The sequence below is a fragment of the Bordetella bronchiseptica genome, from assembly GCF_900636925.1.
Taxonomy (GTDB): Bacteria; Pseudomonadota; Gammaproteobacteria; order Burkholderiales; family Burkholderiaceae_B; genus Bordetella; species Bordetella pertussis.
The window spans coordinates 1,762,087-1,786,490 of record NZ_LR134326.1 but is presented as its reverse complement, the minus strand read 5'-3'; the positions used below and the strand labels follow the sequence as shown (position 1 = coordinate 1,786,490).

Here is a 24,404-nt window from a genome sequence, read left to right as displayed (position 1 = left end):
GGTCAATCCATGCGGGCGCCGGAGGCCTGGGCCGCCTTGCCCCATTTGTCGATTTCGGCGGCGACAAAGGCGTCGAACGCCTTGGGGTCATTGCCCACGACCACGAACCCCACCGCCTGCAGCTTGTCGCGCAATTGCGGCGCGGCCAGCGCGCGCACGGTGGCCTGGCTCAGCCGATCGATGACCGGGGCGGGCGTGCCGGCAGGCGCCGACAGGCCGAACCACGATTCGGCGGCGAAACCCGGATAGCCCGACTCGGCAATGGTGGGCGTATCCGGGTAGGCCGGGTTGCGCTTGACGCTGGCCACCGCCAGCGCCCGCACCTTGCCGCCCTGCACCTGCGGCAGCAGGTTGTCCTGGTTCAGGAACAGCACCGACACGCGCCCGCCTATCGTATCGGTAATGGCGGCGGCCCCGCCCTTGTACGGGACGTGCACCAGCTCGATGCCCGCGGCCTGCTTGAGCATCTCCATCGCCAGATGCCCCGACGAACCGTTGCCCGAGCTCGCATGCGTGTACTTGCCCGGATTCTCCTTGGCCAGCTTGATGAAATCGGCGAAGTTGCGCGCCGGGAAATCGGGGTTGGCGACCAGCACGTTGGGACCGGTGGCCAGCAGGGATATATGGGCGAAATCGCTGTTGCGATAAGGCATGCTCTGGTAGAGCGCGTAGTTGATGGCGTTCGAACCCACGCCCGACAACAGCAGCGTATAGCCGTCCGGGGCCGCCTTGGCCACCATGTCCGAGCCGATATTGCCGTTGGCGCCGCCCTTGTTCTCCACGATGACCGACTGGCCCAGGTCCTTGGCCAGCTCGGCCGCCAGCAGGCGCCCCACCGAGTCCGTGCTGCCGCCCGGCGGAAACGGCACGACCAGATGCACCGGCCGCGAGGGCCAATCCGCCTGCGCGTGGGCCGCGCCGGCCAACAACAGTCCCGCCAGGGCCGCGGTCCAGCGCCGCGCTCCCGCCAACCTGAAGCCGATCTTCGTCATGCCTGTCTCCTTTGTCGTCGTGATCGGGCCGCGCCCGCGCGCCCCTCAGTGGATCTCCGGCTCTCCTTCGGCGGCCTGCTGCGGCCGCGTCTGCAGGAAGTCGAAATCGCAGCCGCTGTCGGCCTGTCCGATGTGCTTGAGGTACAGCACGCCGAAGCCCCGCTCGAACTTGGGCGGCGGCGCCTGCCAGGCCGCCTTGCGCGCGGCCAGCTCTTCGTCGGAGATCAGCACGTCGATGCGCCGCCCGGGCACATCCAGCGCGATCCGGTCGCCGCTGCGCACCAGCGCCAGCGGGCCGCCGACGTAGGCCTCCGGCGCCACATGCAGCACACAGGCGCCATAGCTGGTGCCGCTCATGCGGGCGTCCGAGATGCGTACCATGTCGCGCACGCCCTGCTTGAGCAGCTTCTGCGGAATGGGCAGCTGGCCCCACTCCGGCATGCCCGGCGCGCCCTGCGGACCGGCGTTCTGCAGCACGATGACGGAATCGGCGTCGATGTCCAGGTCGGGCGCGTCGATGCGCTCGGCCATGTCGTTGTAATCCTTGAACACCACAGCGCGGCCGGTGTGGCGCTGCAGGCGCGCCTCCATGGCGGCCGGCTTGATGACCGCGCCATCGGGCGCCAGGTTGCCGCGCAGGACGGCCAGGCCGTCGCGTTCGATCAGCGCGCGCTCGCGCGAGCGGATCACCTCGTCGTTGAACACGCGCGCGCCGGCGATGTTCTCGCCCAGCGTGCGCCCGTCCACCGTCATCTGGCGGGTGTCGAGCAGGTCGCCCAGTTGCGCCAGCAGTGCGCGCAGGCCGCCGGCGTAGTAGAAGTCTTCCATCAGGTACTGGCCGGCCGGCCGCAGGTTGGCCAGCACCGGCGTGCTGCGCGCCAGATGATCGAAGCGCTCGAGATCCAGCCCGAAGCCGGCGCGGCGCGCCAGCGCGATCAGGTGCACGACTGCGTTGGTCGAGCCCGACAGGGCCAGCACGGTGCGCACGGCGTTATCGAACGACGCCGCCGTCAGGATGTCGGCAGGCTTCAGGTCTTCCCACACCATCTCGACGATGCGCTTGCCCGTCAGGCTGGCCATCTGCGCATGGCGGGAGTCGGGCGCCGGGATCGACGAATAACCCGACAGGCACAGGCCCAGCGCCTCGACCGCGGCCGTCATGGTGGAGGCCGTGCCCATGGTCATGCAGTGGCCGGGCGAGCGCGCGATACCGTCTTCCACGCCCTGCCAGTCCTCTTCGGTGATGTTGCCGGCGCGCAGCTCGGCCCAGTACTTCCAGGTATCCGAGCCCGAACCCAGCGTATTGCCGTTCCAGTTGCCGCGCAGCATGGGGCCGGCCGGCACGAACACGGTCGGCAGGCCCATCGACACCGCCCCCATCAGCAGCGCTGGCGTCGTCTTGTCGCAACCGCCCATCAGCACGCAGCCATCGGCCGGATACGAGCGCAGCAGCTCCTCGGTCTCCATCGCCAGCAGATTGCGGTACAGCATGGTGGTGGGTTTCTGGAACGGCTCGGACAGGCTCATGGCCGGCATTTCCACCGGGAAGCCGCCCGCCTGCCAGATGCCGCGCTTGACCTCTTCGACACGCTGCTTGAAATGGCTGTGACAGGGATTGATGTCGCTCCAGGTGTTGATGATGGCAATCACCGGCTTGCCCGCGTAATCGGAGCGGTGATAGCCCATCTGCGCCGTGCGCGAGCGGTGCCCGAAGGCACGCAGGTCTTTGACCCCGTACCAGCGGTGGCTGCGCAGATCTTCGGGACGTTTGCGTTTGGGAGCCTGGCTCATGATGTCTCGTCTTCCTCGGGGATATGAATGCTCTTGTGCGCCGCCGGCTCAACCGGCATCCAGCACATACTCGGCGCCGCTGCGTTCGCAGATCCGCCGCAGCCGTTCGCGCAGCGCCGCCGCCAGCGGCACGCCATCGCGCAAGCGCCGCGCGCGCTCGGCCGCCTCCGGATCGCCGGGCACCAGCACCGGCTGGGCCGGGTCGGCCGCGGGCGTATCGTGCAGCGTGTCGATGAGGTCATCCATCTCGGACTCGAACGAGCCGCCGGCGCGAAAAGCGTCCGGATCGAGCGCCAGGAAGAAATGACCGACATCATCGGGATCGTCCGGCCTGCGCCGGGCCGCATGGCGCGCCGCCATCAGGCTGCCGCCCAGCGTGCCGCCCAGCACCTGGGCCATGATGGCCAGGCCGTAGCCCTTGTGGCTGCTCATCTCGGCGGTGCCGCCCAGCGGCGTGAGGCCGCCTTCGGGGCGCTGGAAGATGAATTGCATGGCGGCGGCCGAATCGGTCACGCCGGCGCCCGCCCCGTCCACCGCCCAGCCGGGCGGCAAGGGCTTGCCGTAGTAGTCGTACACCTTGACCTTGTTGGCGGCCACGGTGGTGGTAGCCATGTCGAGCAGCAACGCGTCGTTGTGGGCGGCGGGCGCGCCGAATGCGATCGGGTTGGTGCCCAGCATGGGGCGGGCGCCATGGGTAGGCACCATGATGAGCGTGGTGGCGCTGCTGGTCACCAGCGCCACGGCGCCGCGCTGCACCGCCAGGCGCGCGTAGACGCCGGCCGCGCCGAAATGATGCGAATTGCGCACCGACACCGCGCCCACGCCATGCTCGAACGCCTTGTCGACCGCCATCCGCATGGCCTGCGCCGCCACCGGGTGGCCCAGGCCGCCCATGCCGTCGAGCAAGGCGCTGGCCGTGCCCTCGCGCACCAGCCGCGGCTGCGCATCGATGCGCAGCGTGCCGGCGCGCAGCTTGTCCTCGTAGGAGGGCAGCATGGAAATGCCATGCGAGTCGATGCCCAGCAAATCGGTCTCGGCCATCAGGTCGGCCGTCACGCCGGCCGGCGCTTCGGGCATGCCCCACGCCCGCAGGACGCGATCGATCTGCTCCCGCACCCGGCCTATCGCAACCATGTCCGCTTCCATACCGCTCTCGGGCACCGCACCTCTCCTCGCTGTGATTTCGCAGGCCGGCCGATGCGCCGGGACCTGCCGGCCTAGTCCTTGTCGCGATCCACCAGCCGGTGGCGTGCCTGGCCCAGGTGAAACTGCATGGCAATGCGCGCGCGCTCGGCGTCCTGCTCGCGGATGGCGCCCAGGATGGCCGCGTGCTCGTCGGCCACGCGCTGCGCGCGCTGGCGCGAACCGGTGCGCGTCAGGCTCAGGGTCAGGCGCATGAAGCCGCTGATCGACTCGTGTATGGTTTCCAGCACGCCGAGGTAGAAATCGTTTCCGCTGGCCTCGGCGATGCTGGCGTGGAAAGCCAGGTCGGCCTCTGGCGAGACGCGGCCATGCTCCAGCTCCTCGACGAAGGCGGCATGCGCCTCGCCGATCTTGTGCAATTGCTCGTCGGTGCGCCGCAGGGCCGCCAGGCGGGCCGCATCGCCCTCCAGCGCCACGCGCACTTCCTGGGCGCGCAAGTAGGCCCCGACGTTCTGCACGTCGCTGAACGTCTTCAGGCGCGGCGCGGGCTGGTGGCTGACGAATGTGCCCAGCCCCTGGTGCGCCGTCACCAGTCCGTCGGCGCGCAGGCGCAGCAGGGCTTCGCGTACCACCGGCCGCGACACGCCGAATTTCTCGCAGATTTCGTGCTCGGAAGGCAATTTGTCGCCCACGTTCAGGCGCCCCGAGGCGATCTGGTCGAAGATCTGCCCGTACAGCTGGTCGGCCAACCGCACGCGCTGGCCCCGCTCCAGGTGCAGGGCGACGCCGCCGTCGGCGTCGACGGCGGCGGACTTGGCGGACTCTTGCTTGCGGGCCACGGGCACTCCTGACTGATCACTGCGGTTGCGCCATCGTACGTCATCGCGCGGCGCGCCGCGCGCCAGGATCACTGGCGATCGCCCGCCAGCAACGCGCGCGCCACCGGCGCCACGCGCTCGCGGTCGGCCGGATCCAGCCCGCTCAACAGCGGCAGCATGGGCCCCATGTCGGCCACGCCGGCCAGCGTCACGGCGTCGTGCAGCACGCGGATCGGGCTGATCCCGTCGCGGCAATCCTCCAGCGGGATATAGGCGGCGCGCACCTGTTCGGCCGCCTCGAAATCGCCTTGGTGCAGCAGATGCAGCAGGCGCATCGAGCCGCGCGGCGCCACGCAGACCGACCCGGAGGTGAAGCTGCGCAGCCCGAACTGGCGGAAGTGCACGATGGCCGGCCGCTCGCCGATGCCGCTGACGATCCAGCGCGGGTCGACTTCCTTGAGCAGTGCATCCAGATAAGGATCGCGCGCGGGATCCTCGCGCACCACCGCGTATTTCAGGGTTGCGATGCGGCCTTCGCCGATCAGGCGCGCCACCGTGGCCGGCGCCAGGTAGTCGGACGACTTGATGTAGACGACCGCCGGACGGTCCATCGCGTCGCTGAACCGGCGGATGCCGTCGGCCAGCCCGGCGTCCGTATACGGAAACGACATGGGCAGCAGCATGGCGGTGGGAAAGTCGCGCGTGCGCAGGATGGCAGCCTGGTCCATCAGCTTGCCGTAGTCGGGGCCGGCCGACGGCAGCACCCAGGTATCGGGGCCGGCGGACTCGGCCAGGAAGTCCAGCAACTGCGCGTACTCGCTGACCTGCACGTGGTAGAAGTTGGCATTGCCGCCGTACATCACGCTGCGCACTCCGCCTGCTTCCAGATGACGCAGCACCGCCTGGTTGGCGGCCGGATTGAGCGTCAGATCGGCATGGCGCGCCAGCGGCGGCACGGCAATGACGGAGCGCTGCAGGTCATCAGGGGTAACCGGGGTGGTTTTCATGAGCACGGCTCCTGCAAAATCTACGGTTGTATATGTGTTGGCGTGAAATTTTTTAAAAGTATACTTGGTTGACAAGTTAAATACTAATAAATATATTTGTCTAACAAGTAGCGTAGCATGGCGGCATATCGTCGCGCCCTCCGCGGCGACGTGCTCCGGCCGCCGCACCACACCACGCGCACCCGACGCGCACGAGGAGACACACGACATGTTTGCCATCCCCACCAACAGGGTGCGCGGCGTACTGGCCGCGTTGCGCCAGGGCAGCGTGCGCGCGCGCCTGCAGGAACAGGGCGCGCGGCCGTCGGGCAATACCCTCGAACCGTTCAAGGCTTTCATGGCCGACGAAGCCCGCAAGCGGGCCCAGGTCGTCCGGCAATCTGGCGCCACGGTGGACTGACACCTGCCCAGGCAAACGCGGCGGCCGATAGCGCGTGGCCGGCCGCCGCGCCATAAAACAACACGTGCGCTGGAGACATCGTGAACAAACTGAAATCGCTGCTGGCCGCCGCCGGCATGGCCGCGTGCGCGGTGGGCGCCGCGCACGCGGCCTCATACCCCGACAAGCCGATCACCATGATCGTGCCCTTCGTGCCGGGCGGCTCGTCCGACATCACGGCACGCGCCGTCACGCCCGGCATGACCAAGATCCTGGGCCAGAGCTTCGTGGTCGAGAACAAGCCGGGCGCCAACAGCGCGATCGGCGCGCAGGCGCTGGCCCGCTCCACGCCCGATGGCTACACCATGATGGTGGGCTCGATCGGCACCTTCGCCATCAATGAAGCGCTGTACAAGAAGCTGGCCTACAACCCCAGCAAGGACTTCTCGTACCTGACCCAGGCCGTGCGCAATCCCAACGTGCTGGTGGCCCCGCCCTCGTTCCCGGCCAACACCGTGGCCGAGCTGATCGACTACGCCAGGAAGAATCCGGGCAAGGTCTCCTATGCATCCTCGGGGACCGGGTCGTCCGACCACCTGTCGGCCATCCTGTTTCGCCAGCGCACCGACACCACCGGCGTGGACGTGCCGTACAAGGGCGGCGGCGCGGCCATCGCCGACCTGCTGGGCGCGCAGGTCAACGTGTCGTTCCAGAACCTCGGCGCGGTGCAGACGCACATCAAGGGCGGCAAGCTGAAGGCGCTGGCCATCACCGGCGACAAGCGCGTCGGCGAGCTGCCCGACGTGCCCACGCTGGCCGAAGCCGGCGTCAAGGACATGGTGGTCTATTCCTGGCAGGGCTTCGCCGTGCCCAAGGACACGCCGCCGGCCATCGTCAAGCAGCTGGCCGAGGCCTTGCGCACCACGCTGCGCGATCCGCAGGTCGAAAAAACCCTGCAGGGGCTGGGCTTCGAAGTGGTCGCCAATACGCCGGCCGAATTCAGCCGCTTCCAGCAGGACGAAGTCAAGCGCTGGCGCGAGGTCATCGAAAAGGGCGGCATCCAGCTCGAATAGGCGCGCCCGCCCCGGCCTGCGGCGCGCTTTGGCGCACCGCAGCGCCCAGCCGAGGCAGAATCAAGTAGCATTTTCGCTTTGCCACCCTAAGAATCAGACGACATGACCACCAAGCACCGCATCATCCAGGTAGGCTCCCTGGCCGGATCGCCGACGGCCAATCGGCGACTCGCCGACGAATACGATGTGCTCGAACTGTGGCAGCAGGCCGACCGTGCGGCCGCGCTGGCCCGGCATGGCAAGGGCGTCACCGCGCTGGTCACCTCGGCCAATTTCGGCGCGGATGCCGCGCTGATCGACGCGCTGCCCGATCTCAAGGCGATTTGCAGCTGGGGCGTGGGTTACGAAACCATCGACGTCGATGCCGCCCGCAAGCGTGGCGTGCTGGTCAGCAACACCCCCGATGTGCTCACCGATTGCGTGGCCGACCTGGCCTGGGGCCTGCTGATTTCGGGCGCCCGCCGCATGGCGCAGGGCGACCGCTTCGTGCGCGCCGGCCAATGGGGCCAGGTGCATGGCAGCATTCCGCTGGGCACGCGGGTCAGCGGCAAGAACCTCGGCATCATCGGCCTGGGCCGCATCGGCGAAGCCATCGCCCGGCGCGGCGACGGCTTCGACATGCAGGTGCGCTACCACAACCGCCGCCGGCGCGACGACGTCAGCTACGGCTACGAAAGCTCGCTGGCCGACCTGGCGCGCTGGGCCGATTTCCTGGTGGTCGCCACGGTGGGCGGCCCGAGCACCCGCCACCTGGTCAACCAGGAAGTGCTGGAAGCGCTGGGCCCCAAGGGCCTCATCATCAACATCGCCCGCGGCCCGGTCATCGACGAAGCCGCGCTGGTGGCCGCGCTGCAGGCCGGCAAACTGGGCGGCGCGGCGCTGGACGTGTTCGAACACGAACCCTCGGTGCCCGACGCGCTGAAAGCCAGCGACGAAACCGTGCTGCTGCCGCACATCGGCAGCGCCACCTTCGAGACCCGCATGGCGATGGAAAACCTGATGCTGGACAACCTGGCCTCGTTCTTCAAGACCGGCGGCGTCATCACCCCCGTATAGGGCGCCTGCCCATTGCGCGCCAATCCCGCCCAATCAAGCGGAAATTGGCGCGTTTTCCTGGACAATCCATCCTGGCCCGGCCGGTTTATCGGCCGCGGCGCCGCGCCTAAGCTGGACGTTCCCCCGATTTCACACGGAGACGTCCCATGGCTGACCATTCCATCCAAGGCAAAGTCGCGCTCATCGCCGGCGGCGCCAAGAACCTCGGCGGCTTGATCGCCCGCGACCTGGCCGCGCACGGCGCCCGCGCCATCGCCATCCACTACAACAGTCCGGCGTCCAAGGCCGACGCCGACGCCACGGTCGCGGCGCTGCAGGCCGCCGGCGCCCAGGCGGTGGCGCTGCAGGGCGACCTCACCACCGCGGCCGCGGTGGAAAAACTCTATGCCGACGCGCTGGCCGCTGTCGGCCGGCCCGACATCGCCATCAACACCGTGGGCAAGGTGCTGAAGAAGCCATTCTCCGAGATCAGCGAGGCCGAGTACGACGAGATGGCCGCCGTCAACGCCAAATCCGCGTTCTTCTTCCTCAAGGAAGCCGGCCGCCACGTCAACGACCACGGCAAGATCGTGACGCTGGTCACCTCGCTGCTGGGCGCGTTCACGCCGTTCTATTCGGCCTACGCGGGCACCAAGGCGCCGGTGGAGCATTACACCCGGGCCGCGGCCAAGGAGTTCGGCGCACGCGGCATCTCGGTCACGGCGGTGGGCCCGGGCCCGATGGACACGCCCTTCTTCTACGGCCAGGAAAGCCCCGAAGCGGTGGCCTATCACCAGAGCGCCGCCGCGCTCTCGCCCCACTCGCCCACCGGCCTGACCCACATCGAGGACGTCGTGCCTTTCATCCGCCACCTGGTCAGCGACGGCTGGTGGATCACCGGCCAGACCTTGCTGATCAACGGCGGCTACACCACCAAGTAAGGCGGCCGGGGCGGGAACGGCTATGCTTTCGGCTGCGCCTGGCGCATTCCGAAAGCGAGCCTCATGGACAGATTCGACCAATACCGTGTCTTCGCCCAAGTCGCGGAGATGGGCAGCTTCATCAAGGCGGCCCACGCGCTGGAGCTGCCGCGCGCCTCCGTATCCGCCGCGGTCCAGCAGCTGGAGGGCCAGGTCGGCGCCCGGCTGCTGCATCGGACCACGCGCCAGGTACGCCTGACCGCCGACGGTACGCAACTGCTGGAGCGGATCCGCCCCCTGCTGGCCGAGGTCGAGGACATCGACCAGTTGTTCCAGGCCAGCCAGCGCCAGGCGGCCGGCAGGCTCAACATCGACGTGCCCAGCCGCATCGCGCGGCGCCTGGTCGCGCCCGCCCTGCCCGCCCTGCTGCGCCGCCATCCGCGCCTGCAGCTGGCGCTGGGCTCGGGCGACCGCGCCATCGACCTGGTACGCGAGGGCGTGGACTGCGCGGTGCGCATCGGCGTGCTGCACAGCAGCAGCCTGGTGGTGCGGCCGCTGGGCAGCCTGGCCTTGATCAACTGCGCCAGCCCGGCCTATCTGCGCGAACACGGCGCACCCGGACACCCGGACGAATTGGCGGCGGGCCACTGGACGGTGGGCTACGCCAGCCCGCAGACCGGCCGCGCGCTGCCCTGGGAATACGCCACGCCGCGCGGCGGGACGAGTCTCGTCGAGGCGGCCAGCCGGGTGGTCGTCAACAACGCCGAGAGCTATATCGCCTGTTGCCTGGCCGGGCTGGGACTGATCCAGATTCCCCGCTACGACGTGCAGCACCTGCTCGACGGCGGACAACTGGTGGAGGTCATGCCGGACCAGCGCGCGGCCTCCATGCCGGTGGCGCTGCTCTATCCGCACCGGCGCCAGCGCTCGCGGCGGCTGGCCGTCTTCCTGGAGTGGTTCGAGGCGCTCATACAGCCGCACCTCGAAGCCTGAACCATCAGGCTTCGCGCTCTTCCGTCTTGAGGTGGTTGTCGTGGGCGAAATCGACCACGAACTTGTACGCCAGCGGTTCGAGCTCGCGCAGGCGCTGGTCGACCACGACGCTGCGCACGCCGTCGATGACGACCGGCAGCACGTAGGGCGAGTAGGTAAGGTGGTTGCCGGCGCTGCCGGGCGGGCGGAACTGGGCCATGACGCCGGCCAGGCGCTCCGCCCAGTCGCTCGGGCGAAAACGGACACCGCTTTCGGTGACGCCGTGGATAACGAATTGTTTGACGCGAGTTGCCATGTGACCTTCACTGCGGGCTTCGCGCGCGGACGCCGGGATCGGCCGCGTCTCAAACATGCGACCCGCGCCGCGAATTGTATATGATTGATCTTTTGGCCCGCGCCCGCCCTCGGGCAGGCGTCGGCCCACGACCGGCTTTCCGGCCGGCGCACGCCGCCGGCGCGCGCCGGCCCTCCGGTTCCGCCCCCTTTTTCGTGGAGAACCCCGCGATGTCCTCTGCCCTGGCCAACATCTACGCCCGCCTGCCGGTGTCCTTCACCCACGGCCGCGGGGTCTGGCTCTGGGACACCGGCGAGCGGCGCTATCTCGACGCCCTGGCCGGCATCGGCGTCTCGTGCCTGGGACACGGCCATCCGGGGCTGGTGGCGGCCATCTCCGAACAGGCCGCGCGGCTCATCCACACGTCCAATATCTACGAGGTGCCGCAACAGGCGGCCCTGGCGCGCCGCCTGGCCGAGCTGTCCGGCATGAGCGAGGTGCTCTTCAGCAACAGCGGCTCGGAAGCCAACGAGGCGGCCATCAAGCTGGCGCGCTACTACGGCTACAAGCAAGGCAATACGCACGCCCACATCATCACCATGGATTCGTCCTGGCATGGCCGCACCCTGGCCACGCTGGCCGCCACGGGCAGCGACAAGGCCCGCCAGGGCTTCGGGCCCATGCCGTCGGGGTTCATCCAGGTGCCCTATAACGACCTGCCGGCCATCCGCGCCGCGGGCGAGGCCGAGCCGCGCGTCACCGCCGTGCTGCTGGAAGTCCTGCAGGGCGAAGGCGGCATCCGCCCCTCCGACATGGCGTTCCTGCGGGGAGTGCGGCAGTTGTGCACCGAACGCGGCTGGCTGCTCATGATCGACGAGGTGCAATCCGGGATCGGGCGCACCGGCAAGTGGTTCGCCCACCAATGGGCCGATATCCGCCCCGACGTCATGACCCTGGCCAAGGGTCTGGCCGGCGGCGTGCCCATCGGCGCGATGCTGGCCGCCGGCCCCGCCGCCGGCGTGTTCGCGCCCGGCAGCCACGGCACCACCTTCGGCGGCGGTCCGCTGGCGTGCGCCGCCGGACTGGCGGTCATCGATGCGATCGAGCAGGAAGGCCTGCTCGCCAATGCCCACGAGGTGGGCGCCCACCTGCATGCCGCGCTGGCCAGCGAACTGGCCGGCGTGCCCGGCATCATCGAGGTCCGCGGCCGCGGCCTGATGCTGGGCATCGAGCTGGACCGGCCTTGCGGCATCCTGGCCACCCGCGCCATGGAAGCCGGCCTGCTCATCAACGTGACGCGCGAACGCGTCGTCCGCCTGCTGCCTCCCCTGATACTCTCCGGGGAGGAAGCCGACCAGATCGTCCGGATCCTGGTGCCGCTGATCAAACAGTTCCTCGCTCAACAGCAATAACCAACAGCGCGCCGCGGCCATGAGCCCAGGCGCAAGACCTGCGACATCATCATGACTCCTCCCACGACCCAGAACGGCCCCTTGCGGCACTTCCTGCAATTCAAAGACTTCTCGCCCGCCGAGATCGCCTACGTGCTCGAACGCACCCGCATCATCAAGGACAAGTTCAAGCGCTACGAACCGCACATGCCGCTGCACGACCGCACGCTGGCCATGGTGTTCGAGAAAGCCAGCACGCGCACCCGCGTCTCCTTCGAGGCCGGCATGTACCAGATGGGCGGCTCGGTCATCAACCTGACGTCCAACGACTCGCAGCTGGGCCGCTCCGAGCCCATCGAAGACACCGCGCGCGTGATTTCGCGCATGGTCGACATCGTCATGATCCGCACCTTCGAGCAGACCCGCATCGAGCGGTTCGCCTCGCATTCGCGCGTGCCGGTCATCAATGGCCTGACCAACGAATACCACCCGTGCCAGATCCTGGCCGACATCTTCACCTACATCGAACACCGCGGCCCCATCGCCGGCAAGACCGTGGCCTGGATCGGCGACGCCAACAACATGTCGTATACCTGGCTGCAGGCAGCCGAAATGCTGAGCTTCACGCTGCATGTGTCGACGCCCGCCGGCTACGAACTCGACCCGGCCCGCATCGGCGCGCCGGCCGCCGGCGTGCTCAAGCAGTTCAAGGACCCGATGCAGGCCTGCCAGGGCGCGCACCTGGTGACCACCGACGTCTGGACCAGCATGGGCTACGAAGCCGAGAACGAGGAGCGCCGCGCCGCCTTCGCCGACTGGTGCGTGGACGCCGAGATGATGGCCGCCGCCGACCCGCAGGCCGTGTTCATGCACTGCCTGCCGGCGCACCGCGGCGAGGAAGTCACCGGCGAAGTCATCGACGGCGCCCAAAGCGTGGTCTGGGACGAGGCCGAGAACCGCCTGCACGTGCAGAAGGCGCTGATGGAATTCCTGCTGCTGGGCCAGCTCGCCTGAACCGGCGCGGCCCGCGCGGCCACGGGCGGCCGGGCGCAGCGCCCCGGCGCCGTCCGGCCGCCTGCGCCCAAAAGCGCTAAAATGCCCCGTTAGACTTCTTGTTTGACGGCCCGTTGCTGTCAAAGTCCTGTTGGCGTTTCACCTCAAACAATGACTACTATTCTCCCGAACCTTCCTACCGGCCAGAAGGTCGGCATCGCCTTTTCCGGCGGCCTCGATACCAGCGCCGCGCTGCTGTGGATGCGCCAGAAAGGCGCCGTGCCCTACGCGTACACCGCCAACCTGGGCCAGCCCGACGAGCCGGACTACGATGAAATCCCCCGCCGCGCCATGCAATACGGCGCCGAAGCCGCCCGCCTGGTCGACTGTCGCGCGCAACTGGTCGCCGAAGGGATCGCCGCGCTGCAGGCCGGCGCCTTCCATATCTCGACCGCCGGCCTGACCTACTTCAACACCACGCCTATCGGGCGCGCCGTCACCGGCACCATGCTGGTGGCCGCCATGAAGGAAGACGGCGTCAACATCTGGGGCGACGGCAGCACGTTCAAGGGCAACGACATCGAGCGCTTCTACCGCTACGGCCTGCTGACCAACCCGGACCTGAAGATCTACAAGCCCTGGCTGGACCAGACCTTCATCGACGAGCTGGGCGGCCGCGCGGAAATGTCCGAGTACATGCGCCAGGCCGGTTTCGACTACAAGATGTCGGCCGAGAAAGCCTACTCGACCGACTCCAACATGCTCGGCGCCACCCACGAGGCCAAGGACCTGGAGCTCCTGAACTCCGGCATCCGTATCGTGCAGCCCATCATGGGCGTGGCCTTCTGGCAGGACAGCGTGCAGATCAAGGCCGAGGAAGTGACGGTGCGCTTCGAGGAAGGCCAGCCGGTCGCCCTCAACGGCGTCGAGTACGCCGACCCGGTCGAACTGCTGCTGGAAGCCAACCGCATCGGCGGCCGCCACGGCCTGGGCATGAGCGACCAGATCGAGAACCGCATCATCGAAGCCAAGAGCCGCGGCATCTACGAAGCCCCGGGCCTGGCGCTGCTGTTCATCGCCTACGAGCGCCTGGTCACCGGCATCCATAACGAAGACACCATCGAGCAGTACCGCGAGAACGGCCGCAAGCTGGGCCGCCTGCTGTACCAGGGCCGCTGGTTCGACCCGCAGGCCATCATGCTGCGCGAAACCGCACAGCGCTGGGTCGCGCGCGCCATCACCGGCGAAGTCACGCTCGAACTGCGCCGCGGCAACGACTACTCGCTGCTGAACACCGAATCGGCCAACCTGACGTACGCGCCCGAGCGGCTGTCCATGGAGAAGGTGGAAAACGCCCCCTTCACGCCGGCCGACCGCATCGGCCAGCTCACCATGCGCAACCTCGACATCGTCGATACCCGCGAAAAGCTGTTCACCTACGTCAAGACCGGCTTGCTGGCCCCGTCGGCCGGCTCGGCGCTGCCGCAGATCAAGGACGGCAAGAAATAGGCGGCAACCGCGCGAGGGTGCCTGTCCCTGCCGGGACAGGCACCCTTTTGCCGCAGGTGTCGCCCCCCATGCCGGAACAGGCGCCTACAGTTCCACCTGCATGCCCATTTCCACCACGCGGTTGGGCGGAATCTTGAAAAATCGGGTGCTGCGGGTCGAGTTGCGCGCCATGAAAGCGAACAGGGCGCGACGCCAGCGCGCCATGGCCGGCCGCCGGGCCGCGACCACGGTCTGGCGCGACAGATAGAACGAGGTCCGCATGGGTTCGAGGTCGATCTCGGGATAGGCCTCGGCCACCTGGCGCAAGGCGTCGGGCACGTCCGGATCTTCCTTGAAGCCGTAGTTGATGCTTGCTTGCCAGCTCGACGCGCTGATCTTGTGCATCTCGAAGCGCTCGTCCTCCGAGACGTAGGGCACATCGGCCACCCGGATCGACAGGAACAGCACGTGGTCGTGCAGGACCTTGTTGTGCTTGAGATTGTGCAGCAACGCCGGCGGCACGTTGCCGGCGTTCATGGTCATGAAGATCGCCGTGCCCTGCACCCGCGCCGGCGGGAACGCCTCGAGCTGCGTCATGAACTCCCGCAAAGGCTGCCGGTCGCGCGCCTGCATGTCGGCCAGCAGGCGGCGACCGCGCCGCCACGTCATCATGAGCGTGAACACCACCACCCCGACCAGCAAGGGCAGCCAGCCACCCTCGTGGATCTTGAAGATATTGGCGCCGAACAGCAGGATGTCGATCACGAGCAGCGCGCCCAGCAGCACCATCCACAGCACCCGCTTGCCGCCGGTGGAATCGCGCGGCAACACCGCGAACGCCAGCACCGAGGTCGTCAGCATGGTCCCGGTCACGGCAAAACCGTAGGCGGCGGCCAGGTTCTCGGAATTGCGAAACAGCAGCACCAGCACCAGCACGGCGCACAGCAGCAAGGCATTGACCTGCGGCAGGTAGATCTGCCCCTTCTCGACCGCCGAGGTGTGCAGGATCTGCATGCGCGGCCAGAAACCCAGCTGCACGGCCTGCCGCGTCACCGAAAAGGCGCCGGAGATCACCGCCTGGGACGCCACCACGGTGGCCACCGTGGCCAGCCCGACCAGCGCCGCCAGCCCCCATTCGGGCGCCATCAGGAAAAACGGGTTGCGGATCGCCGCCGGGTCGCGCAGCAGCAACGCGCCCTGGCCGAAATAGCACAGCGTCAGCGCCGGCAACACCATGGCGAACCAGGCGCGCCGGATCGCCGGCCGCCCGAAATGCCCCATGTCCGCATACAGGGCTTCGGCGCCGGTCAGCGCCAGCACCACCGCGCCCAGCAACAGGAAACTCATCACCGGGAACTCGGCGATGAAGCGCAGCGCCCACACTGGATTGAGCGCGGCCAGCACCTCCGGTGTCAGCCAGATTTGATAGCCGCCCAATACCGCCAGCGTCGCGAACCACAGCGCCATGATGGGACCAAACAGCTTGCCCACCGCGCCGGTGCCGTGCGACTGGATGGCGAACAGCGCAACCAGCACCACCAGCGCCACGGGCACCACCCAGGGTTCGAGCGTGTGCGACACGATGCTGATGCCTTCGAGCGCCGACAGGACGGAAATCGCCGGCGTGATCATGCTGTCGCCATAGAACAGCGCCGCGCCGAAGATGCCCAGCACGATCAGCAGCCAGCGCGCCCTGCCCTCGCGGCCGCGCACGGCCAGCTCCAGCAGCGCCAGCGTGCCGCCCTCGCCCCGATTGTCGGCGCGCAGCACCAGCGTCACATACTTGAGCGACACCACGATCATGAGCAGCCAGAACAGGATGGAAAGCACCCCCAGCACGTGGGCAGGCTGCAGGTCGTCGATGGTGTTCAGGCAGGCGCGCAAGGTATACAGCGGGCTGGTGCCGATATCGCCGTACACCACGCCCAACGCCCCCAGCATCAATGCCATGCGCGACGACGGCGCGTGGATGGCGGTCTTGGCGTCGCGGGGCGCGCCGGCGGCGGTGTGGGTCATGATGCTCGTTCTTGTCGGGTGAGTTGCGTACCGATGCGCGGGCCGGGAAACACCACCGACAGCCGCGTGCCCGCATACTCGGGCCGGCTGGACAGCTTCCACCACGCGCCATGGGCGTGCGCGATCTCGCGCACGATCGCCAGCCCCAGGCCCGAGCCGCCAGCCTTGGCATCGGGCGCGCGGTAGAAGGCCTCGAACACGCTGTCGCGCTCCTGGGGGCTGATGCCCGGGCCGTCGTCCTCGATGATCAGCGCCGGCGGATTGACGCCTATGGTCAGGCAAATGCGGCCGCGCGGCTTGCCGTAGCGCAGCGCGTTATCGATCAGGTTGCCCAGCATTTCGTCGAGCAGCAGCGGGTCGCCATCGATCCAGACCGGCTGTTCGGGCGCCACCAGGTCGATCTCGGCCTGCGCGGCGCGCACGCGCGGAATCCACTCGGCGCCGCTGGCGCGGACCCATTCGCACAGGTCCAGCCGAATGAAGCGGTCCTGCGGCCGCGCGTCGGGATCGGCGCGCGCCATCACCAGCAATTGCTGGCCCAGCCGGATCATGCGGTCGCTGACCGCCTTGATGCGCTCGGCGCGCATCCGCACGTCCTCGGGCAGGGGCCGCGCCAGCATCAGCTCGGACTCCAGGCGCAGCCCGCTCAGCGGGGTGCGCAGCTGGTGCGCCGCGTGGCCGATGAAGCGGCGCTGGGCCGCCAGCGACGCGTCCAGGCGGCCCAGCAGGTCATTGATATGCGTGACCAGCGGCGCAATCTCGGCCGGCAGGCCCGCCACTTCCATGGGCTGCATGTCGTCGATCGAGCGCTGGCGGATTTCCTCGGCCAGATGATTGACCGAACGCAGGCCCGAACGCACGCCGCGGATGATGACGCCGGTGAACAGGGCGATCAGGACGATCTGGCCCACCACCATCAGCCAGAAGAAGTCTTCCAGCATCCAGATCGACATGTCGATCTTGTGCGTGATCACCCAGGTCGCGGCCAGATCCAGCAGCACCAGCAGCAACACCGGCGGCATCAGGCGCAGCACGAGGTGGCGCGCCAGCGAGCCGCGCGGCAGCTTCCAGCCTACGGGATCGGGCGGCGGCGGTGTGGGAGGAAGGGAACTCATGGTCGGAAGGCTGGCGGGGCCGGCATGCCCCGGGCCAGGGTCCGCCGGCCCGGGCTCATCACGCCGCTTCCACGTCCAGCATGTAGCCGAAGCCGCGCACCGTCTGGATGCTGGCGCCGGATCCCTCGAGCCGCTTGCGCAGGCGGTAGACATACACCTCGACGGCATTCTCGCTGAAATCGGCATCCCAGGCAGACAGGGAATTGACGATCTGGCGTTTGGTCACGACCCGGCCGGAGCGCGCCATCAGCATTTCCAGCACGGACAGTTCGCGCACCGACAACGCCAGGCGCGTGCCGTTGGCGCGCACCTCGCGCCCGACGGTGTCGAACACCAGCGGGCCGACCTCGATCTGGGGCTGCGCCTGCCCGGACCGGCGGCGTCCCAGGGCGCGCACGCGCGCCGCCAGTTCGGGCAGGTCGAAAGGCTTGGTGACATAGTCGTCGGCGCCGGCATCCAGACCCGCCACACGGTCGTCCAGGCCGTCGCGCGCGGTGAGGATCAGTACCGGCACCTGGTTGCCGTCCTGGCGCAATTGGCGCAGTACGTCGAGGCCGCTCATGCCGGGCAGGTTGAGGTCCAGCAGGAGGAGATCGTAGGGCTGGCCCGCCAGGGCTCCCAGGACCTTGTCGCCCTCGGTCAGCCAATCGACCGCATACCCCTGGTCGGCCAGGAACTCCTGGAGCGCGTGGCCCAGGGTGGTGTCATCTTCGATTACGAGTACTCGCATTCCGCGATTCTAGCGCGATCCGGGCCGACGGCAAGGCCCGCGCCCGCGGCGCGGACACCCCGGGAGCGGGAGCCGTGGCCGGTCAGGGCGCAGCGGGTGCGGCCGATGCGCCGGCCTCGCCGGGCGCGCCCTGGGGCGCGGGGCTGGTGATGAAGCCGATGCGGGTCATGCCCGAACGACGCGCCGACGCCATGACCTGGGCCAGCGTCTCGTAGCGGGTTGCCTGGTCGGCGCGGATGCGGATCTCGGCCTGCGGCTTGTCGCCGGCGATCGCCTTGAAGCGGTTGGGCAGGTCGTCGATGCTGACCGGCTTCTCGTCCCAGAACAACGCGCCGTTGGCGTCGATGGCCAGGTCGATCGTCTTGGGCTCTTCCTCGATCTGCTCGGCGCTGACCTGCGGAATGTTGATGCGGATCGAATGGGCCAGCAGCGGCGCCGTGATGATGAAAATCACCAGCAGCACCAGCATGACGTCGATCAGCGGCACCATGTTGATCTCCGACACGGTGTGGCTGCCCGAGCCCTTGTTGTCGAAGCTGCCGAAAGCCATTATTCGCTCCCCCGGCCATGCTGGCGGCGCAGGGCACGCACCTTGCCGTCGGACACCGCCACCTGCTGGCCGGTGGTCAGGAAGGCGAACAGGTCATGCGCGAACGCATCCAGGCGCGACAGGAACACCCGGTTGTTGCGCACGAAGGCGTTGTACGCCAGCACCGCCGGGATGGCCACCGCCAGGCCCAGGCCGGTCATGATCAGGGCCTCGCCCACCGGGCCGGCGATGCGGTTGATGGTCACGCCATCGGACAGGCCGATGCCGACCAGCGCGTGATACACGCCCCACACCGTGCCGAACAGCCCCACGAACGGCGCGGTCGAACCCACCGAAGCCAGCACCGTCAGGCCGTTCTCCAGCTTGGCGGTTTCCTCGTCGATGACCTTGCGCATGGTGCGCGACACGAACTCGCCATTCGAACCGCTTTCCTCCAGCTTGGTGGCGCCGAACTTGGCATGGTGCTGCTGCGCGTGCATGGCGTGGCTGGCCAGGTGCGAGAACGGGTCGCGCGCACCGTGCGTGACGATTTCGTTCTCGACCTGTTCGAGCGAGCTGGCATTCCAGAACTTGTTGAGGAAGTGCGCGGCGCGCTTGCGCATGCCCATGTTGCCCACCGCCTTGACCACGATCAGGTACCAGGTGACCAGCGACATGACGATCAGGATGATGAACAGCGTCTTGCCCACGAAGTCGCTTTGCGCGACGAAGTGCAGGAATCCCATGTCCGGCGTGGCCAGCGGCGCGGGCGGCACGGCGGGCGCCGCCGCACTCAGGGCCTGGGCGGCCTGGTTGACCGCCTCGGTACCTGCCTGGGCAGCCTGGTTGAGCGCTTCGGCGCCGGTCTGGGCGGCGGCGCCTGCGGCCTCGCCGGCCTGCTGGGCCAGCGGCGCGGCAGCGGGCGCGTCCGGCGTGGCCGCCGCCGAGGGCGTGGCCGCTTGCGCCACCAGCGTGGCGGTGTTGATAGCGTTGGACATCTCAGTTCCTCATCACGAAATCGAACGGTAATTTGGCCTTGGCCGGATACGCCACGCCATTACGGGTAAGGGGTTTGAAGCGGGCCTTGCGCGCGGCGGCCAAGGCCGACTCGTCCAGGCGCGAAAAGCCGGACGAGGTATCGATGCTGGCGCGATCGACCAGGCCCTGGGTGCTGATTTCCACCAGCACCACCACCCGCCCTTCCTCGCGCAGGCGCTTGGACGCCATGGGATAGACGGGCATGGGGCGCGCGCCCTGGTATTCGACGCTGGAGACCATGATGGGCTCGTCCGGCGGCGGCGCCTGGCGCGGCGCCTGCGTCACCTGCTGGGCCCCCTGAGGCGCGCCGGCAGGCGGCGTCTCGATCTTCTTGGGCTCCGGGGGGACCTCGGGTTTGGGTTGCGGCTTGGGCTTGGGTTTCGGTTTGGGTTTCGGCTTGGGCTTGGGCGCCGGTTCGGGCGGCTTCTCGACCACCGGCTCGGGTTCGGGCTCGGGCTCGACCACCGGCTCGGGTTCCGGCTCCGGCTCGGGCTCGATCACCGGCTCGGGCTCGGGCTCGGGCGGCGTCTCCTCGACCGGCGTGGGCGGCTCGGGCGTGGGCTCGGCCTGCGCCAGCTGCGGCAGGGGCGCCTCGATGATGCTGACCATCACCGCCTCGGGCTCCAGCAATTCGGGGCGCTCCGTCTTGGACAGAAACACCGCGCCTATGACTGCGGCATGCAGGGCAAGAACGGTAAATCCGGCGCCCGCGCGCAGGGCAAGCGACGTATGCGATGAAAAAGACCGACCAGATTGGGGGCTAGGCATGAATCAGCCAGGTACATTGACAATTCAGCCGGATGGCATGCACGACGAAGCGGCATTCCTATCCGGCTATTCCGAATTCGCCACGATATATTAAATGCGAATGATTCGCAAGCTCTATTCGGTCGCCAAATACAAGAAATTCAACCCGCCGCGACGATGCCGCAAACAGGCTGCCACGCGCGCTCGGCACGCGCCGAGCGCGCAACAAAAAACCCCGTGCGGTGCGCCGATGCGCCCTCGCCGGGGTTATTGCGCCTGCTTGCGCAGGATTGTTACCTTGATTTTGCTGCCTTGATTTGCTGCCTTGATTCTTGGTGGGTGCTACAGGGGTCGAACCTGTGACCTACGCCTTGTAAGGGCGCCGCTCTACCAGCTGAGCTAAGCACCCCTTGCACCGCATTGCTGCCTCGGGGCCACTCAAGTAAATCGCGGGGCGCAGTATAGCGGACCCGGTTTTGTTAGGCAAATCGGCAGCGCCGATTTGCCTTTGCGTCCATCAGTTGACGGCGTCTTTCAGCGCCTTGCCCGGACGGAACTTCGGCACCTTGGCCTTTTTGATCTTGATCGTTTCGCCGGTGCGCGGATTGCGGCCGGTGCGTGCGGCGCGCGCGGACACGGCGAAAGTGCCGAAGCCCACCAGCGTGACCGTGCCGCCCTTCTTCAGGGTGGTCTTTACGGCACCGATCAGGGCGTCAAGCGAACGGCCGGCGGCGGCTTTCGAGATATCGGCCTTGCTGGCGATGTGATCGATGAGTTCGGTTTTGTTCATTCAGGTTTACCCCTCACAAGGTATTGGGTTTTCCAGACGCGCAGAGCAAGTAGACAAACAGGCGCCGGCAAACAGAGAACGGACGAGTGAAAAAATTTTTCTTGCGCTGCAAAGCACAACTTTTTAAAGGCTGCGTCGCAGGTACTTCCAGGCATATGAAGCCAGGGAAGGAGCTGCGACGCAGAGCAGTATTAGGCCTTGGCCGGGCGCGGCTGTCAAGAGAAAACAGCGCCCTGAGCCGCGCCAATACTAGCTTTTAGCGCTTTTCGCAATAAACAAAAACGCTACGTGCAAACCTTTGCGCGCCCGCCTGCGCCGCGTCAAACGTCGGTCCAGCGGCGCAGCAGGTTGTGATAGACGCCGGTCAGCTGCACGATCGAAGCGTGGCCCGGCGTATCCTGGTTCAGGCGCTGGATCGCCACATCCATCTCCAGCAGCAGGCTGCGCTGGCTGTCTTCGCGTACCAGGCTTTGCAGCCAGAAAAAGGCGCTGATGCGCGCGCCCCGCGTCACCGGCGTGACCTTGTGCAGGCTCGTGCCCGGATACAGCACCATGTGTCCGGCGGGCAGCTTGACCGTGCGCGGCCCGTAGGTGTCGTCGACGACCAGCTCGCCGCCGTCGTAGCTGTCCGGCTCGGAAAAGAACAGGGTCGCCGACAGGTCGGTGCGCACGCGCTCTGCCGTGCCCGGCACGGGGCGCAGCGCATTGTCGACGTGGTAGCCGAAGGCCTCGCCGCCTTCGTAGCGGTTGAACAGCGGCGGAAAGATCTTGCGCGGCAAGGCCGCCGACATGAACAGGTTGTTGGCGGCCAGGCGCTGCAGGATGAGGCCGCCGAGCTCCTGCGCCAGCGGGTGCTGCTCGGACAACTGGCGGTTGTGCTTGACCTGCGCCGACTGGTAGCCGGCCGTGACCTTGCCGTCGACCCAATCGGCCGCCTCCAGGCGCGCGCGGATCTGGGCGGCTTCGGCGGGGGTGAAGAGATCGGCGATCTGAATCAGCATGGTGGGACTCCGTGACGTGGGCGAGCTGCGCGGACAGGCATCAAGATTGCAAACAGCCGCACAATGCCTGGTCAAAGTCGAACAACAGGTCGGCCTCGTCCTCGATGCCTACCGATACACGGATCAGGCTGTCGGCGATGCCCATCTGCGCACGCTTTTCCGCCCCCATCTCGTAATAAATCGTATGCGCCGCCGGCAAGGCCAGGCTGCGCGTATCGCCCAGGTGCGTGGCCATCAGCACGATGCGCAGGCGGTTGAGGAAATCGAAACAATCGATGCCCTCGGCCAGCTCCACGCCCAGCAGGCCGCCATAGCGGCCGTCGAACAGCTCGCTGGCGCGCTGGTGTTGCGCATGGCTGGACAGGCCCGGATAGTGCACCCGCGCCACGCCCGGATGGCCTTGCAGGAAAGTGGCCAGGGCCAGGGCGTTGGAGCAATGCCGCGCCATGCGCAGCGCCAGCGTTTCGGTGCCGATGGCGATACGGTGCGCCGGCTCGGCCGCCAGCGTGCCGCCCATGTCGCGCAGCCCTTTCTTCTTGATCTGGGTCAGCCCCCAACCGGTGGGCGCTCCCTTGCGATACGACTCGTAGATATTGGCATACCCGCTCCAGTCATACAGGCCGGTATCGGTCACCGCGCCACCCAGCGCATGGCCGTGGCCCGCAATGTACTTGGACAGCGAATTCATCACCAGCGAAGCGCCCACCTCGACCGGGCGGAACATCCACGGCGAGGTCAGCGTGTTGTCCACCACATAGACCAGGCCGCGCTCGCGGCACAACGCGCCCATGCCGGCCAGGTCGGCGATCTGGGTGCCGGGGTTGGCGATGGTCTCGGTGAACACCATGCGGGTATTCGGCCGCAGCGCGTCGCGCACCTGCCGGACGTCGGTGGCGTCGACCATGGTGACTTCCACGCCCAGTTCCATCAGCGTATTGAGCAGGCTGTTGGTGTTGCCGAAGACGTACTGGCTGGACACCAGGTGGTCGCCGCGCCGCAGCAGCGTGGTGAAGATGGCCGCCAGCGCCGCCATGCCGGTGGCGAAGCTGACCGTGCTCTTGCCGGCTTCCATGCGCGTGATGCGCGCTTCCAGCGCCGTGGTGGTGGGCGTGCCCTGCCGCGCGTAGGTGAACCCGGCCTTGCCCTGGAACACCGCCGCCAGCTCGCGCGCATCTTCGTAGACATACTCGGACGAAGGATGCATGGGTTTGTGCACGGCGCCGTGCTCGGCGGATTGGTCGCGGTCGGAGTGAACGATGGTGGTGGTAAAGCCGTTCTGGTGCATGATGTCGGACGTTCGAAGAGGCGCGCGGCGCGACGGCGCGCCGCTGCAAGAGTTTACCCCTGGCGCTGGCGCACCGATTCGTAGAGGCAGACGGCGCTGGCCACGCTGACGTTCAGGCTCTCGACCGAACCGAGCATGGGAATGCGCACGAGCTGATCGCAGGTCTCGCGCGTCAGGCGGCGCATGCCCTCGCCCTCGGCGCCCATGACCCACGCCATCGAACGGCGCGCATCCACCTGGTGCATGCTCTCACCGGCCTGGTCGTCGGTGCCGACCAGCCAGACATCGCGTTCTTTCAGCTCGCGCATGGTGCGCGCGAGGTTGGTTACGGTCAGGTAGGGAACGGTGTCGGCGGCGCCGCAAGCCACGCGCTGCACGGTGGCGTTCAGGCCCACGGCGCGATCGCGCGGCGCAATGACCGCATGCACGCCGGCGGCATCCGCCGTGCGCAGGCAGGCGCCCAGATTGTGCGGGTCCGTCACGCCGTCCAGGATCAGCAGCAGCGCCGGCCCCTCGATCACGTCGAGCACCTCGTCGATGCCCACCGCCAGGCTGCGCTCCTCGGCCACCGCCACCACGCCCTGGTGCCGGGTGCCGCGCGCCAGGCCGTCGAGCCGCTCGGCCGCCACCGGATGCACGCGGCGGCCGGCCCGTTCGGCCTGCTCCAGGAACGTCTGCATGCGCTTGTCGCGCCGCGACGCCTCGACATAGATTTCCTTGATCGACTCGGGCGCGTGGCGCAAGCGCGCAACGACCGCGTGAAACCCCGCCAGAACTTGGGTCGACGCCATGAATGAATACCTTCGTGATTGAAACGTGGAACGCCGCCGGAAAACGGCGGCGGGCCGGGCCCTGC

The 24,404-nt window shown here is 67.8% G+C and carries 24 protein-coding genes and 1 tRNA gene; 8 read left to right on the top strand and 17 right to left on the bottom strand.

Features of this window, described 5'->3' with window-relative positions:
- Window positions 1-2 precede the first annotated feature (2 nt).
- The 5 genes from EL288_RS08305 to EL288_RS08285 all read right to left on the bottom strand — a co-directional run bounded on the left by EL288_RS08305 (window position 3) and on the right by EL288_RS08285 (window position 5,751).
- Window positions 3-992 (bottom strand): tripartite tricarboxylate transporter substrate binding protein, encoded by a 990-nt coding sequence (locus EL288_RS08305; RefSeq protein WP_010926352.1) that lies wholly within the window; start codon window positions 990-992, stop codon window positions 3-5.
- A 45-nt stretch (window positions 993-1,037) separates the two neighbouring features.
- The gene (gene araD / locus EL288_RS08300; protein WP_003812915.1) at window positions 1,038-2,783 is read right to left on the bottom strand and encodes an L-arabinonate dehydratase; all 1,746 of its coding nucleotides are present in this window, start codon (window positions 2,781-2,783) and stop codon (window positions 1,038-1,040) included.
- A gap of 48 nt (window positions 2,784-2,831) precedes the next feature.
- Window positions 2,832-3,944: an Ldh family oxidoreductase gene (locus tag EL288_RS08295; protein ID WP_003812917.1), complete on the bottom strand. Its 1,113-nt coding sequence runs from the start codon at window positions 3,942-3,944 to the stop codon at window positions 2,832-2,834.
- A gap of 56 nt (window positions 3,945-4,000) precedes the next feature.
- A complete protein-coding gene (locus EL288_RS08290) occupies window positions 4,001-4,771 on the bottom strand; it encodes a FadR/GntR family transcriptional regulator (protein WP_003812919.1) in 771 nt (256 codons plus the stop codon).
- Between the two features lie 62 nt (window positions 4,772-4,833).
- Window positions 4,834-5,751, bottom strand: a complete 918-nt coding sequence (locus tag EL288_RS08285; protein ID WP_033458521.1) for a dihydrodipicolinate synthase family protein — start codon at window positions 5,749-5,751, stop codon at window positions 4,834-4,836.
- A gap of 208 nt (window positions 5,752-5,959) precedes the next feature.
- Between EL288_RS08285 and EL288_RS08280 the strand changes: the two genes are divergently transcribed.
- The 5 genes from EL288_RS08280 to EL288_RS08260 all read left to right on the top strand — a co-directional run bounded on the left by EL288_RS08280 (window position 5,960) and on the right by EL288_RS08260 (window position 10,151).
- Window positions 5,960-6,151, top strand: coding sequence for a hypothetical protein (locus EL288_RS08280; protein ID WP_003812923.1), 192 nt, complete (start codon window positions 5,960-5,962; stop codon window positions 6,149-6,151).
- An 80-nt stretch (window positions 6,152-6,231) separates the two neighbouring features.
- Window positions 6,232-7,203: a Bug family tripartite tricarboxylate transporter substrate binding protein gene (locus EL288_RS08275; protein WP_003812927.1), complete on the top strand. Its 972-nt coding sequence runs from the start codon at window positions 6,232-6,234 to the stop codon at window positions 7,201-7,203.
- Window positions 7,204-7,305: 102 nt separating this feature from the next.
- Window positions 7,306-8,259 (top strand): 2-hydroxyacid dehydrogenase, encoded by a 954-nt coding sequence (locus tag EL288_RS08270; protein WP_003812928.1) that lies wholly within the window; start codon window positions 7,306-7,308, stop codon window positions 8,257-8,259.
- Window positions 8,260-8,405: 146 nt separating this feature from the next.
- On the top strand, window positions 8,406-9,179 hold the full coding sequence (locus tag EL288_RS08265) for an SDR family oxidoreductase (RefSeq protein ID WP_003812930.1): 774 nt from the start codon (window positions 8,406-8,408) through the stop codon (window positions 9,177-9,179).
- Between the two features lie 63 nt (window positions 9,180-9,242).
- The gene (locus EL288_RS08260; RefSeq protein WP_033452095.1) at window positions 9,243-10,151 is read left to right on the top strand and encodes a LysR family transcriptional regulator; all 909 of its coding nucleotides are present in this window, start codon (window positions 9,243-9,245) and stop codon (window positions 10,149-10,151) included.
- A 4-nt stretch (window positions 10,152-10,155) separates the two neighbouring features.
- Here EL288_RS08260 and EL288_RS08255 read toward each other — a convergent pair whose 3' ends face one another.
- The gene (locus tag EL288_RS08255) at window positions 10,156-10,446 is read right to left on the bottom strand and encodes a DUF3579 domain-containing protein (protein WP_003812933.1); all 291 of its coding nucleotides are present in this window, start codon (window positions 10,444-10,446) and stop codon (window positions 10,156-10,158) included.
- A 209-nt stretch (window positions 10,447-10,655) separates the two neighbouring features.
- Between EL288_RS08255 and EL288_RS08250 the strand changes: the two genes are divergently transcribed.
- From EL288_RS08250 to argG, 3 genes are all read left to right on the top strand, one after another.
- Entirely contained in the window at window positions 10,656-11,837 is a 1,182-nt protein-coding gene (locus tag EL288_RS08250) for an aspartate aminotransferase family protein (protein WP_010926350.1), read from the top strand.
- Window positions 11,838-11,888: 51 nt separating this feature from the next.
- Window positions 11,889-12,830, top strand: a complete 942-nt coding sequence (gene argF, locus EL288_RS08245) for an ornithine carbamoyltransferase (RefSeq protein WP_033458526.1) — start codon at window positions 11,889-11,891, stop codon at window positions 12,828-12,830.
- Window positions 12,831-12,980: 150 nt separating this feature from the next.
- Window positions 12,981-14,318, top strand: a complete 1,338-nt coding sequence (gene argG / locus EL288_RS08240) for an argininosuccinate synthase (protein WP_003812940.1) — start codon at window positions 12,981-12,983, stop codon at window positions 14,316-14,318.
- A gap of 84 nt (window positions 14,319-14,402) precedes the next feature.
- On the opposite strand, the gene EL288_RS08235 is transcribed toward argG, so the two are convergent.
- From EL288_RS08235 to rlmB, 11 genes are all read right to left on the bottom strand, one after another.
- The gene (locus tag EL288_RS08235; RefSeq protein ID WP_003820366.1) at window positions 14,403-16,313 is read right to left on the bottom strand and encodes a potassium transporter Kup; all 1,911 of its coding nucleotides are present in this window, start codon (window positions 16,311-16,313) and stop codon (window positions 14,403-14,405) included.
- A complete protein-coding gene (locus tag EL288_RS08230) occupies window positions 16,310-17,428 on the bottom strand; it encodes a sensor histidine kinase (RefSeq protein ID WP_033458528.1) in 1,119 nt (372 codons plus the stop codon). The genes EL288_RS08235 and EL288_RS08230 overlap by 4 nt, the downstream gene beginning before the upstream one ends.
- A gap of 58 nt (window positions 17,429-17,486) precedes the next feature.
- Window positions 17,487-18,158, bottom strand: coding sequence for a response regulator transcription factor (locus EL288_RS08225; protein ID WP_003812947.1), 672 nt, complete (start codon window positions 18,156-18,158; stop codon window positions 17,487-17,489).
- Between the two features lie 82 nt (window positions 18,159-18,240).
- Entirely contained in the window at window positions 18,241-18,708 is a 468-nt protein-coding gene (locus EL288_RS08220) for an ExbD/TolR family protein (protein WP_003812950.1), read from the bottom strand.
- Window positions 18,708-19,685 (bottom strand): MotA/TolQ/ExbB proton channel family protein, encoded by a 978-nt coding sequence (locus EL288_RS08215; protein WP_003820361.1) that lies wholly within the window; start codon window positions 19,683-19,685, stop codon window positions 18,708-18,710. The genes EL288_RS08220 and EL288_RS08215 overlap by 1 nt, the downstream gene beginning before the upstream one ends.
- A 1-nt stretch (window position 19,686) precedes the next feature.
- Window positions 19,687-20,493, bottom strand: coding sequence for an energy transducer TonB (locus tag EL288_RS08210; RefSeq protein WP_003812954.1), 807 nt, complete (start codon window positions 20,491-20,493; stop codon window positions 19,687-19,689).
- A gap of 312 nt (window positions 20,494-20,805) precedes the next feature.
- Window positions 20,806-20,881: transfer RNA gene (locus EL288_RS08205), tRNA-Val, on the bottom strand.
- Between the two features lie 108 nt (window positions 20,882-20,989).
- Entirely contained in the window at window positions 20,990-21,262 is a 273-nt protein-coding gene (locus tag EL288_RS08200) for an HU family DNA-binding protein (protein WP_003812968.1), read from the bottom strand.
- Between the two features lie 320 nt (window positions 21,263-21,582).
- Window positions 21,583-22,263 carry a Fe2+-dependent dioxygenase gene (locus EL288_RS08195; RefSeq protein WP_003812970.1) on the bottom strand — a complete coding sequence of 227 codons (681 nt, stop codon included), beginning with the start codon at window positions 22,261-22,263 and terminating at the stop codon, window positions 21,583-21,585.
- Window positions 22,264-22,303: 40 nt separating this feature from the next.
- Window positions 22,304-23,548, bottom strand: a complete 1,245-nt coding sequence (locus tag EL288_RS08190) for a cystathionine gamma-synthase family protein (protein WP_033458531.1) — start codon at window positions 23,546-23,548, stop codon at window positions 22,304-22,306.
- A gap of 53 nt (window positions 23,549-23,601) precedes the next feature.
- Window positions 23,602-24,339: a 23S rRNA (guanosine(2251)-2'-O)-methyltransferase RlmB gene (gene rlmB / locus EL288_RS08185; RefSeq protein ID WP_003812973.1), complete on the bottom strand. Its 738-nt coding sequence runs from the start codon at window positions 24,337-24,339 to the stop codon at window positions 23,602-23,604.
- Window positions 24,340-24,404: the final 65 nt, after the last annotated feature.